The organism is Pseudomonas sp. JV241A (assembly GCF_900275665.1).
Lineage (GTDB): Bacteria > Pseudomonadota > Gammaproteobacteria > Pseudomonadales > Pseudomonadaceae > Aquipseudomonas > Aquipseudomonas wadenswilerensis.
Genome location: NZ_OPYO01000023.1, coordinates 1 through 16,192, shown reverse-complemented (window position 1 = coordinate 16,192; position 16,192 = coordinate 1). Strand labels below are relative to the sequence as shown.

Below are 16,192 nucleotides of genomic sequence, written 5' to 3'. Positions count from 1 at the left end.
TGGTGGCGGCTCAATGGGCCGAGGAAGTCTTGAGGGTGGTCCAGGTGCGCATGCGCGCGCGCATGTCTTTCTGGGAAATGTCCTTGCCCGGGACCAGCCGCGCGTAGGTTTCATCGCTGACATAGATGTCCGGGTTGTCACGCATCTGCGGCTCGACCAGCGGCCGCGCCTTGGCGCTGGAGGTGGGGTAGCCGGTGAACGAACTGATGGCGGCCATCTGCTGCGGCTGCATGACGAAGTTGATAAAAGCGTAGGCGTATTCCGGGTGGGCGGCGTCGGCAGGAATGGCCATGCTGTCCATCCAGATGGTCGTGCCTTCAACCGGGATGTGGTAACGGAACTCGACCTTTTTACCGGCGGCATCGGCGGTGCGCTGGGCCTGGATCATGTCGCCGCTGTAGCCGAGCGAAATGCAGGTATCGCCATTGACCAGCTGGGTCACCGGCTGCGACTGGAACTTGCGGATGTACGGCTTGATCGCCCCCAGCATCTGGCGGGCGGCGAGCAGGTCGTCGGCCTTGCCGCTGCGCGGGTCCTTGCCCAGGTAGTGGAGCACCACCGCCAGCACTTCGTCGGGGGAGTCGATCATCGAGATACCGCAGTCGGCCAGCAGCGCAGCGTTCTCTGGCTTGAACAACAGGTCGAGGCTGTTGACCGGGGCATTGGCGATGCGTTGCTCGATGGCTGCGCGGTTGTAGGTCAGGCCGATGCTGCCCCAGGTGTAGGGCACGGTGCTCTCGCGTGAATTGGGGTAACGCTGGTGCAGGCGCTGCAGGCCAGGCTCGATGTCTGCCAGGTGCTCGAGCTTGCCCGGGTCGAGCTTCTGCAGGGCCCCGGCGCGGGCCAGGCGCTCGGCCACGGTGTCGCCGGGGAAGATCAGGTCATAGCCGCTGTTGCCTGACAGCAGCTTGGCCTCCAGGGTTTCGCTGCTGTCCATGACGTCGTAGATGACCTTGATGCCGGTCTGGGCGGTGAAGTCCTTGAGGGTGTCTTCGGCAAAGTAATCCGCCCAGTTGTACAGGCGCAGCACTTTGTCTTCGGCGCCGGCCAGGCTGCAGCTCAGGGCCAGGGAAACGGCGATCAGGGTTTTCAGGCTGTTCATGCGCCTTGCCTCCAGGTGGTGTGCGGGTGACGGCCATCCAGGCTCAACAGCGTGCCGTACATCTCCGGGCGACGGTCGCGGTAGATGCCCCAGGTCAGGCGCTCCTCGCGCATCTGCGCCAGGTCCAGCTCGGCCAGCAGCATGCAGGTGTTGTCGCGATCGGCTTCGGCCAGCAGGCGGCCCTTGTGGTCGGTGATAAACGACGAGCCGTAAAAGCGCATGTGCAGGTCGGCATCGCTGCGCGCCACTTCAACGCCGGTGCGATTGGCGGTGATCACCGGGAGGATGTTGGCGGCGGCGTGGCCGCGCTGGGTCAGTTGCCAATGGTCGCGTGAATCCAGGGCCGCGGCGCCGGGTTCGGAGCCGATGGCGGTGGGGAACAGCAGGATTTCCGCGCCCTGCAAGGCCAGACAGCGAGCGGTTTCGGGGAACCACTGGTCCCAGCAGATGCCCACGCCGAGGCGCCCGGCGGCGGTGTCCCAGACCTTGAAGCCGGTATCGCCGGGGCTGAAGTATTCCTTCTCCTGGTAGCCGATGGCGTTGGGGATGTGGGTCTTGCGATAGACACCGAGCAAGCGCCCGTCGGCATCGGCCACGGTCAGCGAATTGAAGTAGGCGTTGCCGGCCTGTTCGAACCAGCTCAGCGGCAGCACCACCCCCAGCTCTGCGGCCAGGGCGGCAAAGCGTTGCAGCAGCGGGCTGTTGTCATAGGGTTCGGCCAGCGCCAGATGCTCGTGGCATTGCTCGATGCAGAAGTAGGGCGTGGCGAACAGCTCCGGTAGCAGGATCAGCTTGGCCCCGGCTGAGGCTGCCTCGCGCACCAGTTGCTCGGCTTTATCGAGGTTGCCTTCAAGGTTCCAGCTGCAGGCGAACTGCAAGCTGGCGACAGTCAGCGCGCTCATTGCTTGCCTCCCGTCAGGGGCCAGGCCGGTTGCTGCTGGGTGATGCAATGTACGCCGCCACCGCCGTGGGCCAGCTGGTTGATCTGCACCGGTACCACGGTGCGGCCGGGGAAGGCCTGCTGCAGGGTGGCAGCCGCCTGCTGGTCGGCGTCGATGCCGTAGGCAGGCATGATCACCGCGTCGTTGCACAGGTAGAAGTTGGTGTAGGAGGCGCAGAACACTTCGGCGTCGGTATCGACGGCAGCCGAGGCTTCGTACAGGTCGATCAGCTCGAAGCCACGGCCACGGGCGTCGGTCGCCAGCTCAAGGGCGCGGCGGTTCTCTTTGGCCACCTGGGCGTAGACGGAGGATTTGTCGTGGGTCGCGTCGACCAGCAATACGCCGGGTCGGGCGAAAGCACAGACGCCGTCGACGTGGCCATCGGTCATGTCGCCCGTGACGTAATCCGGGTCGCCCGGCAGCCAGATGACTTTGTTCACCCCCAGCAGGCGCACGAAGATTTCCTCGATATCCTTTTTGCCCAGGCCCGGGTTGCGGTTGGGGTTGAGCAGTACCGATTCGGTGGTGATCAGCGTGCCGTCGCCGTCGACATGAATGGCGCCGCCTTCGTTGGCCAGGAAGCTGCCAAAGCAGGGCAGGCCCAGGCCATTGAGCACACGGCGGGCCAGGCCTTCATCAAGGTCATGGGCCGACTTGTCACCCCAGGCGTTGAAGCGCCAGCTGACCCCGGCCAGGCCCTGTTGCGGGTGGCAGATGAAGCTTGGACCGGAGTCGCGGCACCAGCTGTCGTTGACGGCGATTTCGATCAGCTCGATGTTGGCCCCGCACAGCGCCCGGGCCTGGTCGACTGCGCTGGGGTCGACCACCATCTTCACCGGCTCGAAGCGGGCGATGGCGTTGGCGACCCGGGCGAAATCGACCTGCACATCCGCCAGGGTCACGCCCCAGGTCGACTCCCACAGGGCCTGGTTGTGCGGCCAGACCATCCAGGTGGCGGCGTGTCGGGCCCATTCGGCGGGCATGAACCAGCCGTTGTTGTTGGCGCTGTCGTTGTGCATTGCAATAACCTTCAGTTAAGTAATTGTTTTCAGCGTTGTTGCCTGGGTGTCCATGCTATAACTGGGCTTTGCACCTGAACAAACGATGGATTTTGCCGATATATGATTAGCTGGACTTATCAATCATGCTGAAACACTGGCCACCCCTCAATACCTTGCGCGGCTTTGAAGCGGCAGCGCGCCTGGGCAGTTTTCACAAGGCCGCCGAAGAGTTGCACCTGACCCAGTCGGCGATCAGCCAGCAGATCCGCAGCCTGGAAAACTACCTGGAGCAACCGCTGTTCTTTCGCGAAGGGCGCAGTGTGTCGCTCACCGATGCCGGCCATGACCTGCTCAGCACCACTCAGGTAATGCTGCAACAACTGACCGTAGGCATTCGCCGCCTGGAGCAGTACCGCAAACCCAACCAACTGGTGGTCAACACTACTCCGGCGTTCGCCCGGCACTGGCTGGTGCCGCACCTGGGCGACTTCCATCGCCGGCACCCGGAAGTGGACCTCTGGCTGTTCACCAGCGATGAAATCCCCGACATGACCACCCAGACGATTGACGTCGCGGTGCGTGACGACATCAGCGCCCAGGCCGATTGTGGCTTTCGTGTGTTGTTGCAGGATCGCTTGTATCCGGCCTGTCACCCGCGCTTGCTGGCGCAAGAGGTGCAGCAGCGGACCACTTTGCATGGCGAGCGGGAAATGGACTGGAGCTACTGGCACACCCAGGGTGGCGAGGGCGTAGGGCAGAAGCTGCAGGGCCTGAATTTTTCCGACCCTGGGCAGTTGCTCGACGCTGCCAGCCAGGGCTTGGGTATTGCGCTGGTGAGTGCCTTGCTGGCCGAGCAGGCTCGTGTGCAAGGCAGCCTGGTGGCCCTGACCGAGCAGACCGTGCGCGGTCCCAAATGGGCATGGCTGGTGCACCGCAACAGTGAAGGGGAGGCCTTGACTGTGAGCTTCTGCCAATGGCTGGAGCAGCGCCTGGCGGGCAGCTCAGGGCTTAATGGTGACCCAGCGCCAGCGCGTTGATGATGCAGATTGAACCGTCAGTGCTGGGGGTGCTGTCGCTGTAGTCGATCTGGTTGTAGACCCCGCCATGGAAGTTGAAAGTGCGGCTGTTCCAGCTGCTGTCCATCTGCAGTGCGCCGCTGCTGCCGGTAGTGCCGTTGCAGGTGGCGACGAGGGTGACCACGCCTTGGGCGGTGACATCGAGGATGATCTCGAACGCGGCGCCCAGCGGCACGTTGGCCAGCAGGGTGACGCTGGCCGGGGCAGCCTGGTTGTAGCTCTGGCGAAAGCCGTAGGTGAGCTTGCCCTTGTTCCAGAACACCTTGACCGCCGGGCTGTCGTCGTTCTTGACGTGCAATTGGGAGATCACCACCTTCTGCGCCGAGTTGACCTTGCTCAGGGTCATGGTCTGGTGGTTGTGGTGTTTGGCGGCGCTGCTGAGTGACCAGTAGGTGGGTTCTTTCCATTCGCAGCGGGTGCGGTGAGTGCTTTTGCTTGAGGCGCCCTTGGTCGGGGCGGTGAAGCGGACCGAGCCGTCGCTCAAGGTGGCGATGACCTGTGGCAGTTGTTCAAGCGCCTGGGCACCGGTCAATTCCAGGGCGGTGGGGTCGGTGCTGGACTTGGGCACCGGGGTGGTGATGGTGAGTCGGTCGATGTTGACGCTCATGTGTTTCTCCTTCGGTTTTGGATGTGGGCCCTCTCTGAAATGAATGTGGGCTTGAGCTAATATTTAGCTGTAAGCTAAATATTCGTCAATGGCTAAATTAATTGCTGGCTGCAATTTCTGTGAGAGGTGCAAGACCTGTGGGAGCGGGCTTGACCCGCGATGAGTCCACTAGATGGACAGATTCAGCACCCGCTCGCCCTGGGTATTCCCCGCAGGCTGCCTGCGATTCACCGCCAGCTCGCCCATCTTGATCAACCGGGTACGGGTGACGTTGCGACTCAGCCCGAGCAGGTTCGCCGTATGCACCTGGTTGTAATGACTGAACCGATACGCCGCCCGCAACAGCGCATCCTCGACCTTCTCGTGCAAGGCGCCGCCGGGCTGCTCGAAGAGTTTCTGGAAGGCCCGCTCCAGCAGCCCCTCAGCCGAGTCATCACTGCCGGGGCTGTCGTCGGCGCGTTCGATGCGCATGTTCGACAGGCGCAGGTCCTCCTGGCGGATCACGCCGTCGCGGCAGATCAACAAGGTGTGATGGATGACGTTTTCCAGCTCGCGAATATTGCCCGGCCAGCCATAGCCGCGCAGCTTGGCTTCGGCCTCGCTGCTGAGGCTGACCTCGCCATAGCCCAGGCGCTGGCTGTAGGCCTGGATGAAGTGGCGGGTCAACGGCAGGATGTCGCCCGGGCGTTCGCGCAGCGGCACCAGCTCCAGGCTGACCACGTCGAGACGGTAGTACAGGTCTTCGCGAAAATGCCCGGCGTTGATGGCTTTTTCCAGCTGCACGTTGGTCGCCGCCAGCACCCGCACATCGATGGGGATGCTCTTGCGCGAGCCCAGGCGCACCACTTCGCGCTCTTGCAACACGCGCAGCAGCTTGACCTGGATCGGCATCGGCAAGTCGCCGATCTCGTCGAGGAACAGGGTGCCGCCGTTGGCTTCTTCGAACCAGCCGGCCTTGGAGCTGAGGGCGCCGGTGAATGCGCCTTTTTCGTGACCGAACAGCTCGGCCTCGACCAGCGATTCGGAAAACGCCCCGCAGTTGACCGCCACGAAAGGCTTGTCGCGCCGGCCGCTCAAGTTGTGGATGTGGCGGGCCACCAGCTCTTTGCCGGTGCCGGTTTCGCCGATGATCAGTACGCTGGCTTCACTCGGCGCAACCCGCTGCAGGTGCGCCAGCAAGGCCCGCGACTTGGGGTCTTCAAACACTTGCGCAGTGGCGCGGATCGAGGTGGCCAGGGCCGGGGAGGGCGGTAGGGTCAACAATTGCATGGCGGTCACACTATGAGTAGAAGGTCGGAGTCGGCAATTGCCCACGCAGGGCCCATTCACCGAGTTCGTGCAGCTTGTAGTCGAGCGGGTCGTGCAGGCTCTGGGTGCGCAGGTTGCGCCAGTGCCGGTCGAGGCCCACCGAGGCCTGGGTGGCGCGGGCACCGGTGACTTCAAACACCTTGCTGCAAATCTCCAGGCCATCACGGCTGGCGGCAACCTTGGCGGTGGCAATGGTTACGGCCAGGCGCCCGCGTTGTTCGGCACTCAACGCCGCGCCCCTGCCCCAGGCCTGGTCCAGCTCGAGGGCGGCCTGCTCGACCAACAAACGTGCGCCCTGCAGGCGCACCCAGAAGTCGCCGAAATGGTTGAGCACGTAAGGGTCGGCGCTGCTCTGCTCGGCGGGTGACTTGAACCATGGCCGCGATTCGCGCAAGGCGTAATGCCGGGCCTCGTCGAAGGCGCCTTCGGCGATGCCAAGGAAGATATTGGCGAAATGCAGCTGGGCAATCAGCGGCCGCAGACAGGCGAACGGCGTGCTCAAGGGGCCGGGCTCGAGCAGCAGGTCGCTTTCTTCCACCCGGACCCGTTCGAAGGTGGCGCTGCCACTGTCGGTCTGGCGCTGACCCATGTTGTGCCAGTCGTTGTGCAGGGTGATACCGGTGCGGCCGCTGGGAATCGCCGCGATCAACAGCTTGCCGCCCGCGCTTTCGTCCACCGCCGAGGCGATGAGCATTTCCGAATCGCTGGCGCCGGAGCAGAAGCTCTTTTTGCCGGAGAATTCACGAAAGCTGCCGCGGTCCTTGACCACCGTGCGGGTGTCCAGCGGGTTGAGGGCGTTGCCCCAGAACCAGCTCTTGCGCGCGGTCAGTTCGAACCACGGCTGCCACTGCGCCGGGGTGGCAAACAGACGCACGGTGGCGAGCATCAGGTGGTGAAAGCCGAACACGTGGGCCAGCGAGCTGTCGACACGGGCGAATTCACGGACCACGTCGAAGGTTTGCGTCCAGCTGGCGCCCAGCCCGCCGAAGTCGCGGGGGATGCTCAAGGCCAGCAGGCCGCTGTTGCGGATGGCATCGCGCTCGGCCTTGGGCGTGCCGCCCTGGCGGTCGCGCTCGACTGCGGTGCGGGCGAACTCACTGGCCAGTTCCCGCGCGATTTGCAGAGGGGTCGATGGAGTGCTGTGCAAAGGTGGCGCTCACTTGCTCTATGAGGGTGGCACCGATGCTAAAGGATCTAAAAAACTGAAAATAAATAACTTATGGATCTTTCTATATGACGATTTTTATATTTCTTTTGGTTCTATATTCGTAAGTATTTATTCTTTTTAATTTTATCTGCCCAGGCGCACTCTGCACCTCAAGCACTGCGCGGCAGTGCACCCCAGGACGAGGAAGCAGCGCATGACCATCAAGGCGATCAACGTACGCAATCAGTTCAAAGGCACGGTCAAGGAGATCATCGAAGGCCCGGTGGTCTCGGAAATCGATGTGCAGACCTCCGCTGGCATCGTCACCTCGGTGATCACCACCCGCTCGGTGCACGAGCTGGAACTGCGGGTCGGCAGTGAAGTGATTGCCTTCGTCAAATCCACCGAGGTATCGATCGCCAAGCTATGAAGGACAGGAACAAAAACAGGCCGAGCCCCGGCGACGGGGCTCGGCCTTTTTGTTTCAGGATTGGCTGCTTTGCGGCAGGATCATCTGCGCCGGGGCATCGGCGGCCTTGCGCCGTGCAACCAGGTAATACAGCACGCTCGGCACCACCAGGCCGATGATCCACGACAGGTCGACGCCGCCCAGGTGGGCAACCATGGGGCCGGTGTAGAGCTTGGTGGAAATGAACGGCATCTGCACCAGCACGCCAATGGTGTAGACGATGATGCCGGGCATGTTCCAGCGCCCGTAGCGGCCGTTGGGATTACCCAGTGCCGGCACGTCGTAGCGCTCCTTGGTGATGAAGTAGTAGTCCACCAGGTTGACCGCACTCCAGGGCACGAAGAAAGTCAGCAGGAACAGGATGAACGACTTGAACGCAGCCAGGAACGAATGCTGGCCGAGCAGGGCGATCAGGGTCGAGGCACCGACAATGGCCAGGACGAAGAACAGGCGCTGGCGCCGGGTCACTTCGATGTGCCCGCGAAAGCCACTGATGATGGTGGCGATGCACATGAAGCTGCCGTAGGAGTTGAGGGTGGAGATGGTCACCTTGCCGAAGGCGATGCTGAAGTACAGCAGCGCGGCGGTGGCGCCGGTACCGCCCAGGCCAACGATGTAGGCCACTTCACGGCCGGAGAACTGGCCGTTGGCAATCGCTGCGGCAAACACCCCGAGCACCATCGACGCCTGGGCGCCGACCACCGAGCCCAGGCCCGCGGCGAGGAAGGTCTTGACCGATGAGGTGTTGCTCGGCAGGTAGCGCGAGTAGTCGGCGACATACGGGCCGAAGGAAATTTGCCAGGACGCCGACAGCGACACTGCGAGCAGGAACGAGGCCCAGGTGAAGTGGCGGTTCTCCAGCAACTGGCTGATGTCGCTGATGACCATGATGCGGCTGAACAGGTAGACGAAGGCGATGATCCCCAGCACGCTGGCGACCCGGCCGATCCAGTGGATCATGCGGTAGCCGAACACCGTGGCGAGGACGATGACCCCGGCGAAGATCAGGATGCCGGCGCTGTCACTGACACTCAGCAACTGGCCGATGGCCTGGCCCGAAAGCACTGTGCCGGTGGCGGTGAAGCCCAGGTACATCAGGCACACCAGGGCAATCGGGATGGCCGCGCCATACACACCGAACTGCACGCGGCTGGAGATCATCTGTGGCAGGCCGAGTTTCGGCCCCTGGGCGGCGTGCAGGGCCATGACCGCGCCACCGACCAGTTGGCCGAGCAGCAGGCCGATCAGCGACCAGAACACATCGCCACCAAGCACCACGGCCAGGGCCCCGGTGACGATTGCGGTGATTTGCAGGTTGGCGCCCAGCCACAGGGTGAACTGGCTGTAGAGGCGTCCGTGTCGTTCGTTTTCCGGGATGTAGTCGATCGAGCGCCGCTCGATCAGGGGCTTGCTGCGCGAGGCATTGGCCTGGGTCATTGCTCGGGATCTCCGCCTATTGTTGTGTTGTCGCGGTCGGGTCGCCAGCCGAACGCAGGTGGGCGACTGAAACAGATATGAGCATGTATATACAAATACAGTCAAGTGAAGGTGTCGACTTTGCTGCACCCATCCGTCGCGATGGATGAAGGTGATCAATTCAGTGGTCGGGGCAGGGCTTCGCAAGCCTGCGTCGGCAAAGCATGACCGCCGACAATGTTTTACCTGAGCAGGGTGGTTAGCGTTCTGTGGGTTGTGCATTGGCAGGCACGGCTCTAATATCCAAGTGTTTTCTTGTGTTATTGCGCTCAACCACCACGGACGTTCAAATGGATTTGCACACTTCCCTCTGGCTGTTCCAGGCCGTTCAGGCCATTGGCCTGAGCCTCTGGCTCGGCATCGCGGTACTCAACAACCTGCAGGCGTTTCGCGCTTCCCTCGGCGCGGTTGGCGCGACCATGGCCATGGCGCCGTTACGCCAGGCACCGGCCATCGATATTCCGCTGTTGTCCCGGGCCCTGCACGCCACTGCTGCCCACCGCATCGCCTTGCTGGTGGTGCTGGTACTGCAGGTGGTCGCGGCGGTCGCGGCCCTGATCGGCACCTACGTCCTGTTGATCGGTACCGGGCTCGAGCCAGCGCGGCCCTGGCTGAACCTGGCCCTGAGCGCGTTTCTCGGTTTTTCCTTCGCCATGCTCCTGGGCGGATTGTGGTTCGGCTACTGGATTCGCCAGGAAGGCTTGCAACTGACCCATCTGGTACTGGTGCTCTGGGCCCTGCTGGCCTTCGTGGTGTTCAACGTGCAGTGGGCCTGAGGCCAGCCTCACAGGGAGTGATGGATGAACAGGAAGAACCTCGCGCTCGGCACCGTACTGGTGGGCGCAGCAATAGCGTTGCTGGTGGTCTGGCAACAACCGCATGGCGCACAGGCTTCGGCGCCGCCGGCCAGGTCGCTTATCAAGGTGGCATTGGGCACGGTGCAGCGTGGCCCGGCCAACGGTTTTTTCGCCGGGGTCGGCGAGCTTGAGGCGGCGCGCCAGGTGCTGGTCTCGGCTGAGATCGGCGGGCGGGTGACGCGGATCAACTTCGTCTCCGGGCAAAAGGTGCGCCGTGGCGATGTGCTGATCACCCTCAACGACGCCCCCGAGCAGGCCGAACGCATTCGCCTGCAGGCGCAGTTGCACAATGCGCAGATCAACCACCGCCGGGTCCGTGAGCTGGTGGCGGAAAACGCCGCCACCCAGGAGCAGCTCGACAACGCCCTGGCCGCCCGCGACATGGCCAGCGGCGAACTGGCGCACACCGAGGCGGTAATCGCGCAGAAGACCATCCGCGCGCCCTTCGACGGCGTGCTGGGCATTCGCAAGGTCAACGAAGGCCAGTACCTGAATGTCGGCGATGCCATCGTCAGCCTGATCGACACCCGCACCTTGTATGTGAACTTCTCCCTCGACGAGCAACTGAGCATCCACCTCAAGCCCGGGCAGCCGGTCGAGGTGCTGCTCGATGCCTATCCCGAGCGAACATTCCCGGCGCGCATCACCGCCATTGACCCATTGATCGGCCGTTCGCGCACGGTGCAGGTGCAGGCCACCCTGGACAACGCCGATGCGCTGCTCAAGGCCGGCATGTATGCCAGCGTCAAGGTCGCCGACCCGCAGGTGGCCGAGATCCTCAGCGTGCCGGAAACCGCCGTGACCTACACCGCCTATGGCGACACGGTGTTCCTCGCCCGCCATGACGAACAGCAACAGGCGCTGGTGGTGCAACGGGTGCCGGTGAAGATCGGCGAGCGCCAGGACGGCCGGGTGATCATCCTCGAAGGGCTGGACGAGGCCGACCAGGTGGTGACCTCCGGCCAGCTCAAGCTCAGTGACGGGGTAGCGGTGGAAGCCACCGCAGACACCCTGCAAGCCCCGGCGCTGTCCGGCTCCTGACCGATCGCCCAGAGACCTTCCGATGAAATTCACCGATCTGTTCGTGCGTCGGCCGGTGCTGGCGCTGGTGGTCAGCATCCTTATCCTGCTGCTGGGCATCCTCTCCCTGCGCCAGTTGCCGATCCGCCAATACCCGATGCTGGAAAGTTCCACCATCACCGTCACCACCGAATACCCCGGCGCCTCGGCCGAGCTGATGCAGGGCTTCGTCACCCAGCCGATCGCCCAGGCGGTGTCGTCGGTCGAGGGCATCGACTACCTGTCGTCGTCCTCGGTGCAGGGCCGCAGCCTGGTCACCGTACGCATGGAGCTCAACCGCGATTCGACCCAGGCGCTGACCGAAGTCATGGCCAAGGTCAACCAGGTGCGCTTTCGCCTGCCCGAGCAGGCCTATGACCCGGTGATCGAACGCTCGTCCGGCGAGTCGACGGCGGTGGCCTATATCGGCTTTGCCAGCAACAGCCTGTCGACTCCGGCGATGACCGACTACCTGGCGCGGGTGGTCGAGCCGATCCTGACCACCATCGACGGTGTGGCCAAGGTTCAGGTGTTTGGTGGCCAGACCCTGTCGATGCGTCTGTGGATCGACCCGGCGCGCCTGGCTGCACGCGGCCTGACGGCTGCGGATGTCGCCGAGGCAGTCAGGCGCAACAACTACCAGGCAGCGCCCGGCAAGGTCAAAGGCCAGTTCGTGGTCTCCAACATTCGGGTCAACACCGACCTGACCAGCGTCGGCGAATTTCGCGAGCTGGTGATCCGCAACGACGGCAATGGCCTGGTGCGCATCAAGGATGTCGGCACCGTCGAGCTGGGCGCCGCCTCGGTGGAAACCAGCGCCTCCATGGATGGCGTGCGTGCCGTGCACCTGGGCCTGTTTCCGACCCCCGGCGGCAACCCGCTGGTGATCGTCGACGGTATCCGCAAGGTGCTGCCGGACATCCGCAAGACCCTGCCGCCGGACGTCAAGGCCGAGCTGGCGTTCGAGACCGCGCGCTTCATCCAGGCGTCCATCGACGAGGTGACCAAGACCCTGCTCGAAGCGCTGCTGATCGTGGTGATCGTCATCTACCTGTGCCTGGGTTCGCTGCGTACGGTGCTGATTCCGGTGGTGACCATTCCGCTGTCGATGCTTGGCGCGGCGGCGCTGATGCTGATGTTCGGCTTCAGCCTCAACTTGTTGACCTTGCTGGCCATGGTCCTGGCCGTTGGCCTGGTGGTGGACGATGCCATCGTCGTGGTGGAGAACGTCCACCGCCATATCGAGGAGGGTAAGACTCCGGTGGCCGCTGCCCTGGTGGGGGCGCGGGAAGTGGCCGGGCCGGTGATTGCCATGACCATCACCCTGGCTGCGGTGTACGCGCCGATCGGCATGATGGGCGGGTTGACCGGCGCGCTGTTTCGCGAGTTTGCCCTGACCCTGGCCGGGGCGGTGGTGGTCTCCGGGGTGGTGGCCCTGACCCTGTCGCCCGTGATGAGCTCGTTCCTGTTGCAGTCCAAACAGTCGGAAGGGCGGATGGCCCATGCCGCCAACCGCTTCTTCGACGCCCTGGCAACGCGCTACAGCCGGGCGCTGGAGTTCTCCCTGGCACGGCGCTGGCTGAGCGTGGGTTTTGCCTTGCTGGTGCTGCTCAGCTTGCCCTGGCTGTACGGCTTGCCCCAGCGCGAATTGGCACCGACCGAAGACCAGGCCGGGCTGCTGACCGCGATCAAGGCGCCGCAGCACGCCAACCTCGAGTACGTCGAGCGCTTTGCCGACAAGCTCGACCAGGTCTACAACCGCCTGCCGGAAACCGTCAGCACCTGGATCATCAACGGCAGCGACGGCCTGGCCTCGGGCATCGGCGGCATCAACCTGTCGTTGTGGGACGAACGGGAGCGTACCGCTGCGCAGATCCAGGTCGACTTGCAGGCGGCGGTCAACGATGTCGAAGGCACCAGCATCTTCGCCTTCCAGCTGCCGGCCTTGCCGGGTTCCACCGGTGGCTTGCCGGTGCAACTGGTGCTGCGCAGTTCCCAGGATTATCAGGTGCTGTACCAGACCATGGAGGAGATCAAGCAGAAAGCCCGAGACAGTGGTCTGTTCGCTGTGGTCGACAGCGACCTGGACTACAACAACCCGGTGGTCCAGGTGCGGGTCGACCGGGCCAAGGCCAACAGCATGGGCATTCGCATGCAGGACATCGGCGAGTCGCTGGCGGTGCTGGTGGGGGAGAACTACCTGAACCGCTTCGGCCTGGAAGGGCGCTCCTACGACGTGATCGCACAGAGCCCGCGCAGCCAGCGCCTGACCGCGCAAACCCTGACCCGCCAGTACGTGCGCAGCGAAGACGGCACCCTGGTGCCGCTGTCGACGGTGGTGCAGGTGTCCGAGCAGGTCGAGCCGAACAAACTGACCCAGTTCAACCAGCAGAACGCCGCGACCTTTCAGGGTATTCCGGCGGCCGGGGTGACCCTGGGCGATGCGGTAGCGTTTCTCGACCAGGTGGCGGCGTCATTGCCGGCCGGCTTCAGCTATGACTGGCAGTCCGATGCGCGTCAGTACACCCAGGAGGGCAGTGCGCTGATGCTGGCATTCCTGGCGGCGGTGATCGTCATCTACCTGGTGCTGGCGGCGCAGTACGAAAGTCTGATCGACCCGCTGATCATCCTCATCACCGTGCCGCTGTCGATCAGTGGTGCGCTGATTCCGCTGGCACTGGGCTATGCGACGGTGAACATCTACACCCAGATCGGCCTGGTGACCCTGATTGGCCTGATCAGCAAGCACGGCATCCTCATGGTTGAATTCGCCAACACCCTGCAGGAAGAAGAGCAGCTTGACCGTGCTGCGGCGATCAGCAAGGCGGCGCAGATTCGTTTGCGGCCGATCCTGATGACCACTGCGGCCATGGTGGTAGGCCTGATCCCCTTGCTGTTCGCCTCCGGCGCCGGGGCCAACAGCCGTTTCGGCCTGGGCCTGGTGATTGTCTGCGGCATGTTGATCGGCACCCTGTTCACCCTGTTCGTGCTGCCCACGGTGTACAGCCTGTTGGCGCGCAAACACTCGGTGGCCGCGCGCACGCCGCGTGCGGTGTCCCTGGCTGATGCGCTGAGGAGCGAAGGATGAACAGAGCGAACCTGGCCCTGGCCTGTGTGCTTTCGAGCCTGGCAGTGGCGGGCTGCAAGGTCGGCCCCGACTATGAAAAGGCAACCCCTGCGCCAATCCCCTTGAGCACGCCGCAACAGCAGCAGTTTGCCGCGGGTGCGCAGTTGCCGGCGCAGTGGTGGTCGTTTTTCGATGACCCGCAACTCGATCACCTGGTCGACACCGCGCTCAAGCACAACCACGACATCCGCCAGGCCCAGGCCAACCTGCTGGCGGCGCGGGCGCTGTTCGATGACCGGCACCTGGACCAATATCCAGGGGTGACCGCGCGCACCGGCTTCAGCCAGAGCCTTGAGCAACAGCAACTGGCCGATGGCAGCGAGCCGCAGGGCATGTTCTCGCGCAGCTATCGCGCAGGTTTTGACGTGCAGTGGGAGATCGACCTGTTCGGCCGTTTGCAGCGCCTGACCGCTGCGGCTGAGGCACGCTCGGAGGCGGCGCGGGCGGACCTTGAGCAGATGCGCCTGAGCATCGCCGCCGAAGTCGCCCGGGCCTATTACCAGCAACAGGGTTTGCGCCGCAGCCTTGAAGTGGCGCAGGCCCAGGTCGAGGCCTGGCGCGAAACCCTGAAACTCACCAGTGCCCAGGTGCGTGCCGGCAGCGGCCAGTACGAGGACGAGCAAAGTGCCCATGCCAACCTGCTGCTCAGCGAAGCGGCGGTGCCACCGTTGCAGGCATCGATCCAGGAGGCCGGGTACCGCCTGGATGTACTCACCGGACGTGCGCCCAGCCTTGCCCAAGAGCCTGCGCAAGCACGGTTTTTGCCACCGCTGGCGCGGCAACTGCCTTTGGGCGACGTCAACGCGCTGATCAACAATCGCCCGGATGTCGCCAGTGCCGAACGGCAACTGGCGGCCAGCAGCGAAGACGTCGGCGTGGCCACCGCCGAGCTGTACCCGCGCCTGGACCTGGGCGGCTTCATCGGCTTCTTTGCTTTGCGCAGCGGCGACCTGGGCAGCGCGGCGCGGGCCTACGAACTGGCGCCAACGGTGACCTGGCCGGCGTTCCGCTTGGGCAATGCCAAAGCCCGTTTGCGAGCTGCCGAGGCGCAATCGCAAGGAGCGCAGGCGCGCTATGAGCAGTCACTGTTGCTGGCCCGCGAAGAAGTGGAAAACGCCGTCACTCGCCTGGCCCGCAACCAGACCCGCCTCGGCGCGCTGATGCAGTCGGCGGCCCATGGCGCTGATGCCATCGACATCGCCTCCAAGCGCTATCGGCGCGGGGCGGGTACCTACATGGCGGTGCTGGAAAACCAGCGCGCGTTCTTCTTGATCAAGCGTGAAGTGGCGGAGGCGGAGACCGCTTCGTACCTGAATGCGATTGCCTTGTACAAGGCGTTGGGCTGGGGCAGTGGTGGGGTGCAGTGATCGGCTCATCGCGGGTCCGGCGCACACAGATCCACTGTGGGAGCTGGCTTGCCAGCGATGAGGCCGGTCCAGCCAGCACTTCAGTGTTGCCTGGATTACGACCGCTGCGCGCTCGATCGCTGGCAAGGCCAGCTCCCACAAGTCCGGCGTACAGAGATCGATTGTGGGAGCTGGCTTGCCAGCGATGAGGCCGGTCCAGCCAGCACATCACGTGGTGTCTGGATTGCGACCGCTGCGCGCTCGATCGCCGGCAAGGCCAGCTCCCACAAGTCCGGCGTACAGAGATCGATTGTGGGAGCTGGCTTGCCAGCGATGAGGCCGGTCCAGCCAGCACATCACGTGGTGTCTGGATTGCGACCGCTGCGCGCTCGATCGCCGGCAAGGCCGGCTCCCACAGGTCCGGCGTACACAGATCCACTGTGGGAGCTGGCTTGCCAGCGATGAGGCCGGTCCAGCCAGCACATCACGTGGTGTCTGGATTGCGACCGCTGCGCGCTCGATCGCCGGCAAGGCCAGCTCCCACAAGTCCGGCGTACAGAGATCGATTGTGGGAGCTGGCTTGCCAGCGATGAGGCCGGTCCAGCCAGCACATCACGTGGTGTCAGGATTACGACCGCTGCGCGCTCGATCGCCGGCAAGTCCGGCTCCCACAGGT

13 protein-coding genes are annotated in these 16,192 nt (G+C 64.0%); 6 read left to right on the top strand and 7 right to left on the bottom strand.

The features are described from left to right. Positions 1-10: 10 nt before the first annotated feature. Genes JV241A_RS14485 through JV241A_RS14475 form a run of 3 tightly spaced genes read right to left on the bottom strand, consistent with a single transcriptional unit; the run spans position 11 to position 3,062 of the window. Positions 11-1,102 (bottom strand): extracellular solute-binding protein, encoded by a 1,092-nt coding sequence (locus JV241A_RS14485; protein WP_134063214.1) that lies wholly within the window; start codon positions 1,100-1,102, stop codon positions 11-13. After that, positions 1,099-2,004, bottom strand: a complete 906-nt coding sequence (aguB, locus tag JV241A_RS14480) for an N-carbamoylputrescine amidase (protein ID WP_134063212.1) — start codon at positions 2,002-2,004, stop codon at positions 1,099-1,101. Before aguB ends, JV241A_RS14485 begins: the two co-directional genes overlap by 4 nt. Beyond that, positions 2,001-3,062 (bottom strand): agmatine deiminase family protein, encoded by a 1,062-nt coding sequence (locus tag JV241A_RS14475; protein ID WP_134063210.1) that lies wholly within the window; start codon positions 3,060-3,062, stop codon positions 2,001-2,003. The genes aguB and JV241A_RS14475 overlap by 4 nt, the downstream gene beginning before the upstream one ends. A gap of 125 nt (positions 3,063-3,187) precedes the next feature. Here JV241A_RS14475 and JV241A_RS14470 point away from each other — a divergent pair, with 125 nt between their 5' ends. Continuing rightward, positions 3,188-4,081, top strand: coding sequence for a LysR substrate-binding domain-containing protein (locus tag JV241A_RS14470; protein ID WP_115087488.1), 894 nt, complete (start codon positions 3,188-3,190; stop codon positions 4,079-4,081). On the opposite strand, the gene JV241A_RS14465 is transcribed toward JV241A_RS14470, so the two are convergent. The 3 genes from JV241A_RS14465 to JV241A_RS14455 all read right to left on the bottom strand — a co-directional run bounded on the left by JV241A_RS14465 (position 4,053) and on the right by JV241A_RS14455 (position 7,182). Then, a complete protein-coding gene (locus tag JV241A_RS14465; protein ID WP_115087487.1) occupies positions 4,053-4,727 on the bottom strand; it encodes a polysaccharide lyase family 7 protein in 675 nt (224 codons plus the stop codon). The two genes, JV241A_RS14470 and JV241A_RS14465, sit on opposite strands and share 29 nt — an antisense overlap. A gap of 168 nt (positions 4,728-4,895) precedes the next feature. Further along, positions 4,896-5,996, bottom strand: coding sequence for a sigma-54 dependent transcriptional regulator (locus tag JV241A_RS14460; RefSeq protein WP_115087486.1), 1,101 nt, complete (start codon positions 5,994-5,996; stop codon positions 4,896-4,898). A 10-nt stretch (positions 5,997-6,006) separates the two neighbouring features. Next, positions 6,007-7,182, bottom strand: a complete 1,176-nt coding sequence (locus tag JV241A_RS14455) for an acyl-CoA dehydrogenase family protein (protein WP_115087485.1) — start codon at positions 7,180-7,182, stop codon at positions 6,007-6,009. A 214-nt stretch (positions 7,183-7,396) separates the two neighbouring features. On the opposite strand from JV241A_RS14455, the gene JV241A_RS14450 reads away from it, so the two are divergent. Then, the gene (locus tag JV241A_RS14450; RefSeq protein ID WP_010227092.1) at positions 7,397-7,612 is read left to right on the top strand and encodes a TOBE domain-containing protein; all 216 of its coding nucleotides are present in this window, start codon (positions 7,397-7,399) and stop codon (positions 7,610-7,612) included. 54 nt (positions 7,613-7,666) lie between these two features. Here the strand turns inward: JV241A_RS14450 and JV241A_RS14445 are convergent, their stop codons facing one another. Then, on the bottom strand, positions 7,667-9,088 hold the full coding sequence (locus JV241A_RS14445) for a cytosine permease (RefSeq protein WP_134063208.1): 1,422 nt from the start codon (positions 9,086-9,088) through the stop codon (positions 7,667-7,669). A gap of 329 nt (positions 9,089-9,417) precedes the next feature. Here JV241A_RS14445 and JV241A_RS14440 point away from each other — a divergent pair, with 329 nt between their 5' ends. Genes JV241A_RS14440 through JV241A_RS14425 form a run of 4 tightly spaced genes read left to right on the top strand, consistent with a single transcriptional unit; the run spans position 9,418 to position 15,537 of the window. After that, positions 9,418-9,903: a DUF2165 family protein gene (locus JV241A_RS14440; protein ID WP_134063206.1), complete on the top strand. Its 486-nt coding sequence runs from the start codon at positions 9,418-9,420 to the stop codon at positions 9,901-9,903. 24 nt (positions 9,904-9,927) lie between these two features. Continuing rightward, the gene (locus tag JV241A_RS14435) at positions 9,928-11,025 is read left to right on the top strand and encodes an efflux RND transporter periplasmic adaptor subunit (protein ID WP_115087482.1); all 1,098 of its coding nucleotides are present in this window, start codon (positions 9,928-9,930) and stop codon (positions 11,023-11,025) included. 22 nt (positions 11,026-11,047) lie between these two features. Then, positions 11,048-14,131: a MexW/MexI family multidrug efflux RND transporter permease subunit gene (locus JV241A_RS14430; protein ID WP_115087481.1), complete on the top strand. Its 3,084-nt coding sequence runs from the start codon at positions 11,048-11,050 to the stop codon at positions 14,129-14,131. Continuing rightward, complete coding sequence (locus JV241A_RS14425; protein WP_134063204.1) at positions 14,128-15,537, top strand: efflux transporter outer membrane subunit; 1,410 nt, start codon at positions 14,128-14,130, stop codon at positions 15,535-15,537. Before JV241A_RS14430 ends, JV241A_RS14425 begins: the two co-directional genes overlap by 4 nt. Positions 15,538-16,192: the final 655 nt, after the last annotated feature.

Excerpts from the sequence above, each read along its gene's own strand:
- JV241A_RS14485 (WP_134063214.1), bottom strand. The coding sequence starts at position 1,102 with ATGAACAGCCTGAAAACCCTGATCGCCGTTTCCCTGGCCCTGAGCTGC.
- aguB (WP_134063212.1), bottom strand. The coding sequence starts at position 2,004 with ATGAGCGCGCTGACTGTCGCCAGCTTGCAGTTCGCCTGCAGCTGGAAC.
- JV241A_RS14475 (WP_134063210.1), bottom strand. The coding sequence starts at position 3,062 with ATGCACAACGACAGCGCCAACAACAACGGCTGGTTCATGCCCGCCGAA.
- JV241A_RS14470 (WP_115087488.1), top strand. The coding sequence starts at position 3,188 with ATGCTGAAACACTGGCCACCCCTCAATACCTTGCGCGGCTTTGAAGCG.
- JV241A_RS14465 (WP_115087487.1), bottom strand. The coding sequence starts at position 4,727 with ATGAGCGTCAACATCGACCGACTCACCATCACCACCCCGGTGCCCAAG.
- JV241A_RS14460 (WP_115087486.1), bottom strand. The coding sequence starts at position 5,996 with ATGCAATTGTTGACCCTACCGCCCTCCCCGGCCCTGGCCACCTCGATC.
- JV241A_RS14450 (WP_010227092.1), top strand. The coding sequence starts at position 7,397 with ATGACCATCAAGGCGATCAACGTACGCAATCAGTTCAAAGGCACGGTC.
- JV241A_RS14445 (WP_134063208.1), bottom strand. The coding sequence starts at position 9,088 with ATGACCCAGGCCAATGCCTCGCGCAGCAAGCCCCTGATCGAGCGGCGC.
- JV241A_RS14440 (WP_134063206.1), top strand. The coding sequence starts at position 9,418 with ATGGATTTGCACACTTCCCTCTGGCTGTTCCAGGCCGTTCAGGCCATT.
- JV241A_RS14435 (WP_115087482.1), top strand. The coding sequence starts at position 9,928 with ATGAACAGGAAGAACCTCGCGCTCGGCACCGTACTGGTGGGCGCAGCA.
- JV241A_RS14430 (WP_115087481.1), top strand. The coding sequence starts at position 11,048 with ATGAAATTCACCGATCTGTTCGTGCGTCGGCCGGTGCTGGCGCTGGTG.
- JV241A_RS14425 (WP_134063204.1), top strand. The coding sequence starts at position 14,128 with ATGAACAGAGCGAACCTGGCCCTGGCCTGTGTGCTTTCGAGCCTGGCA.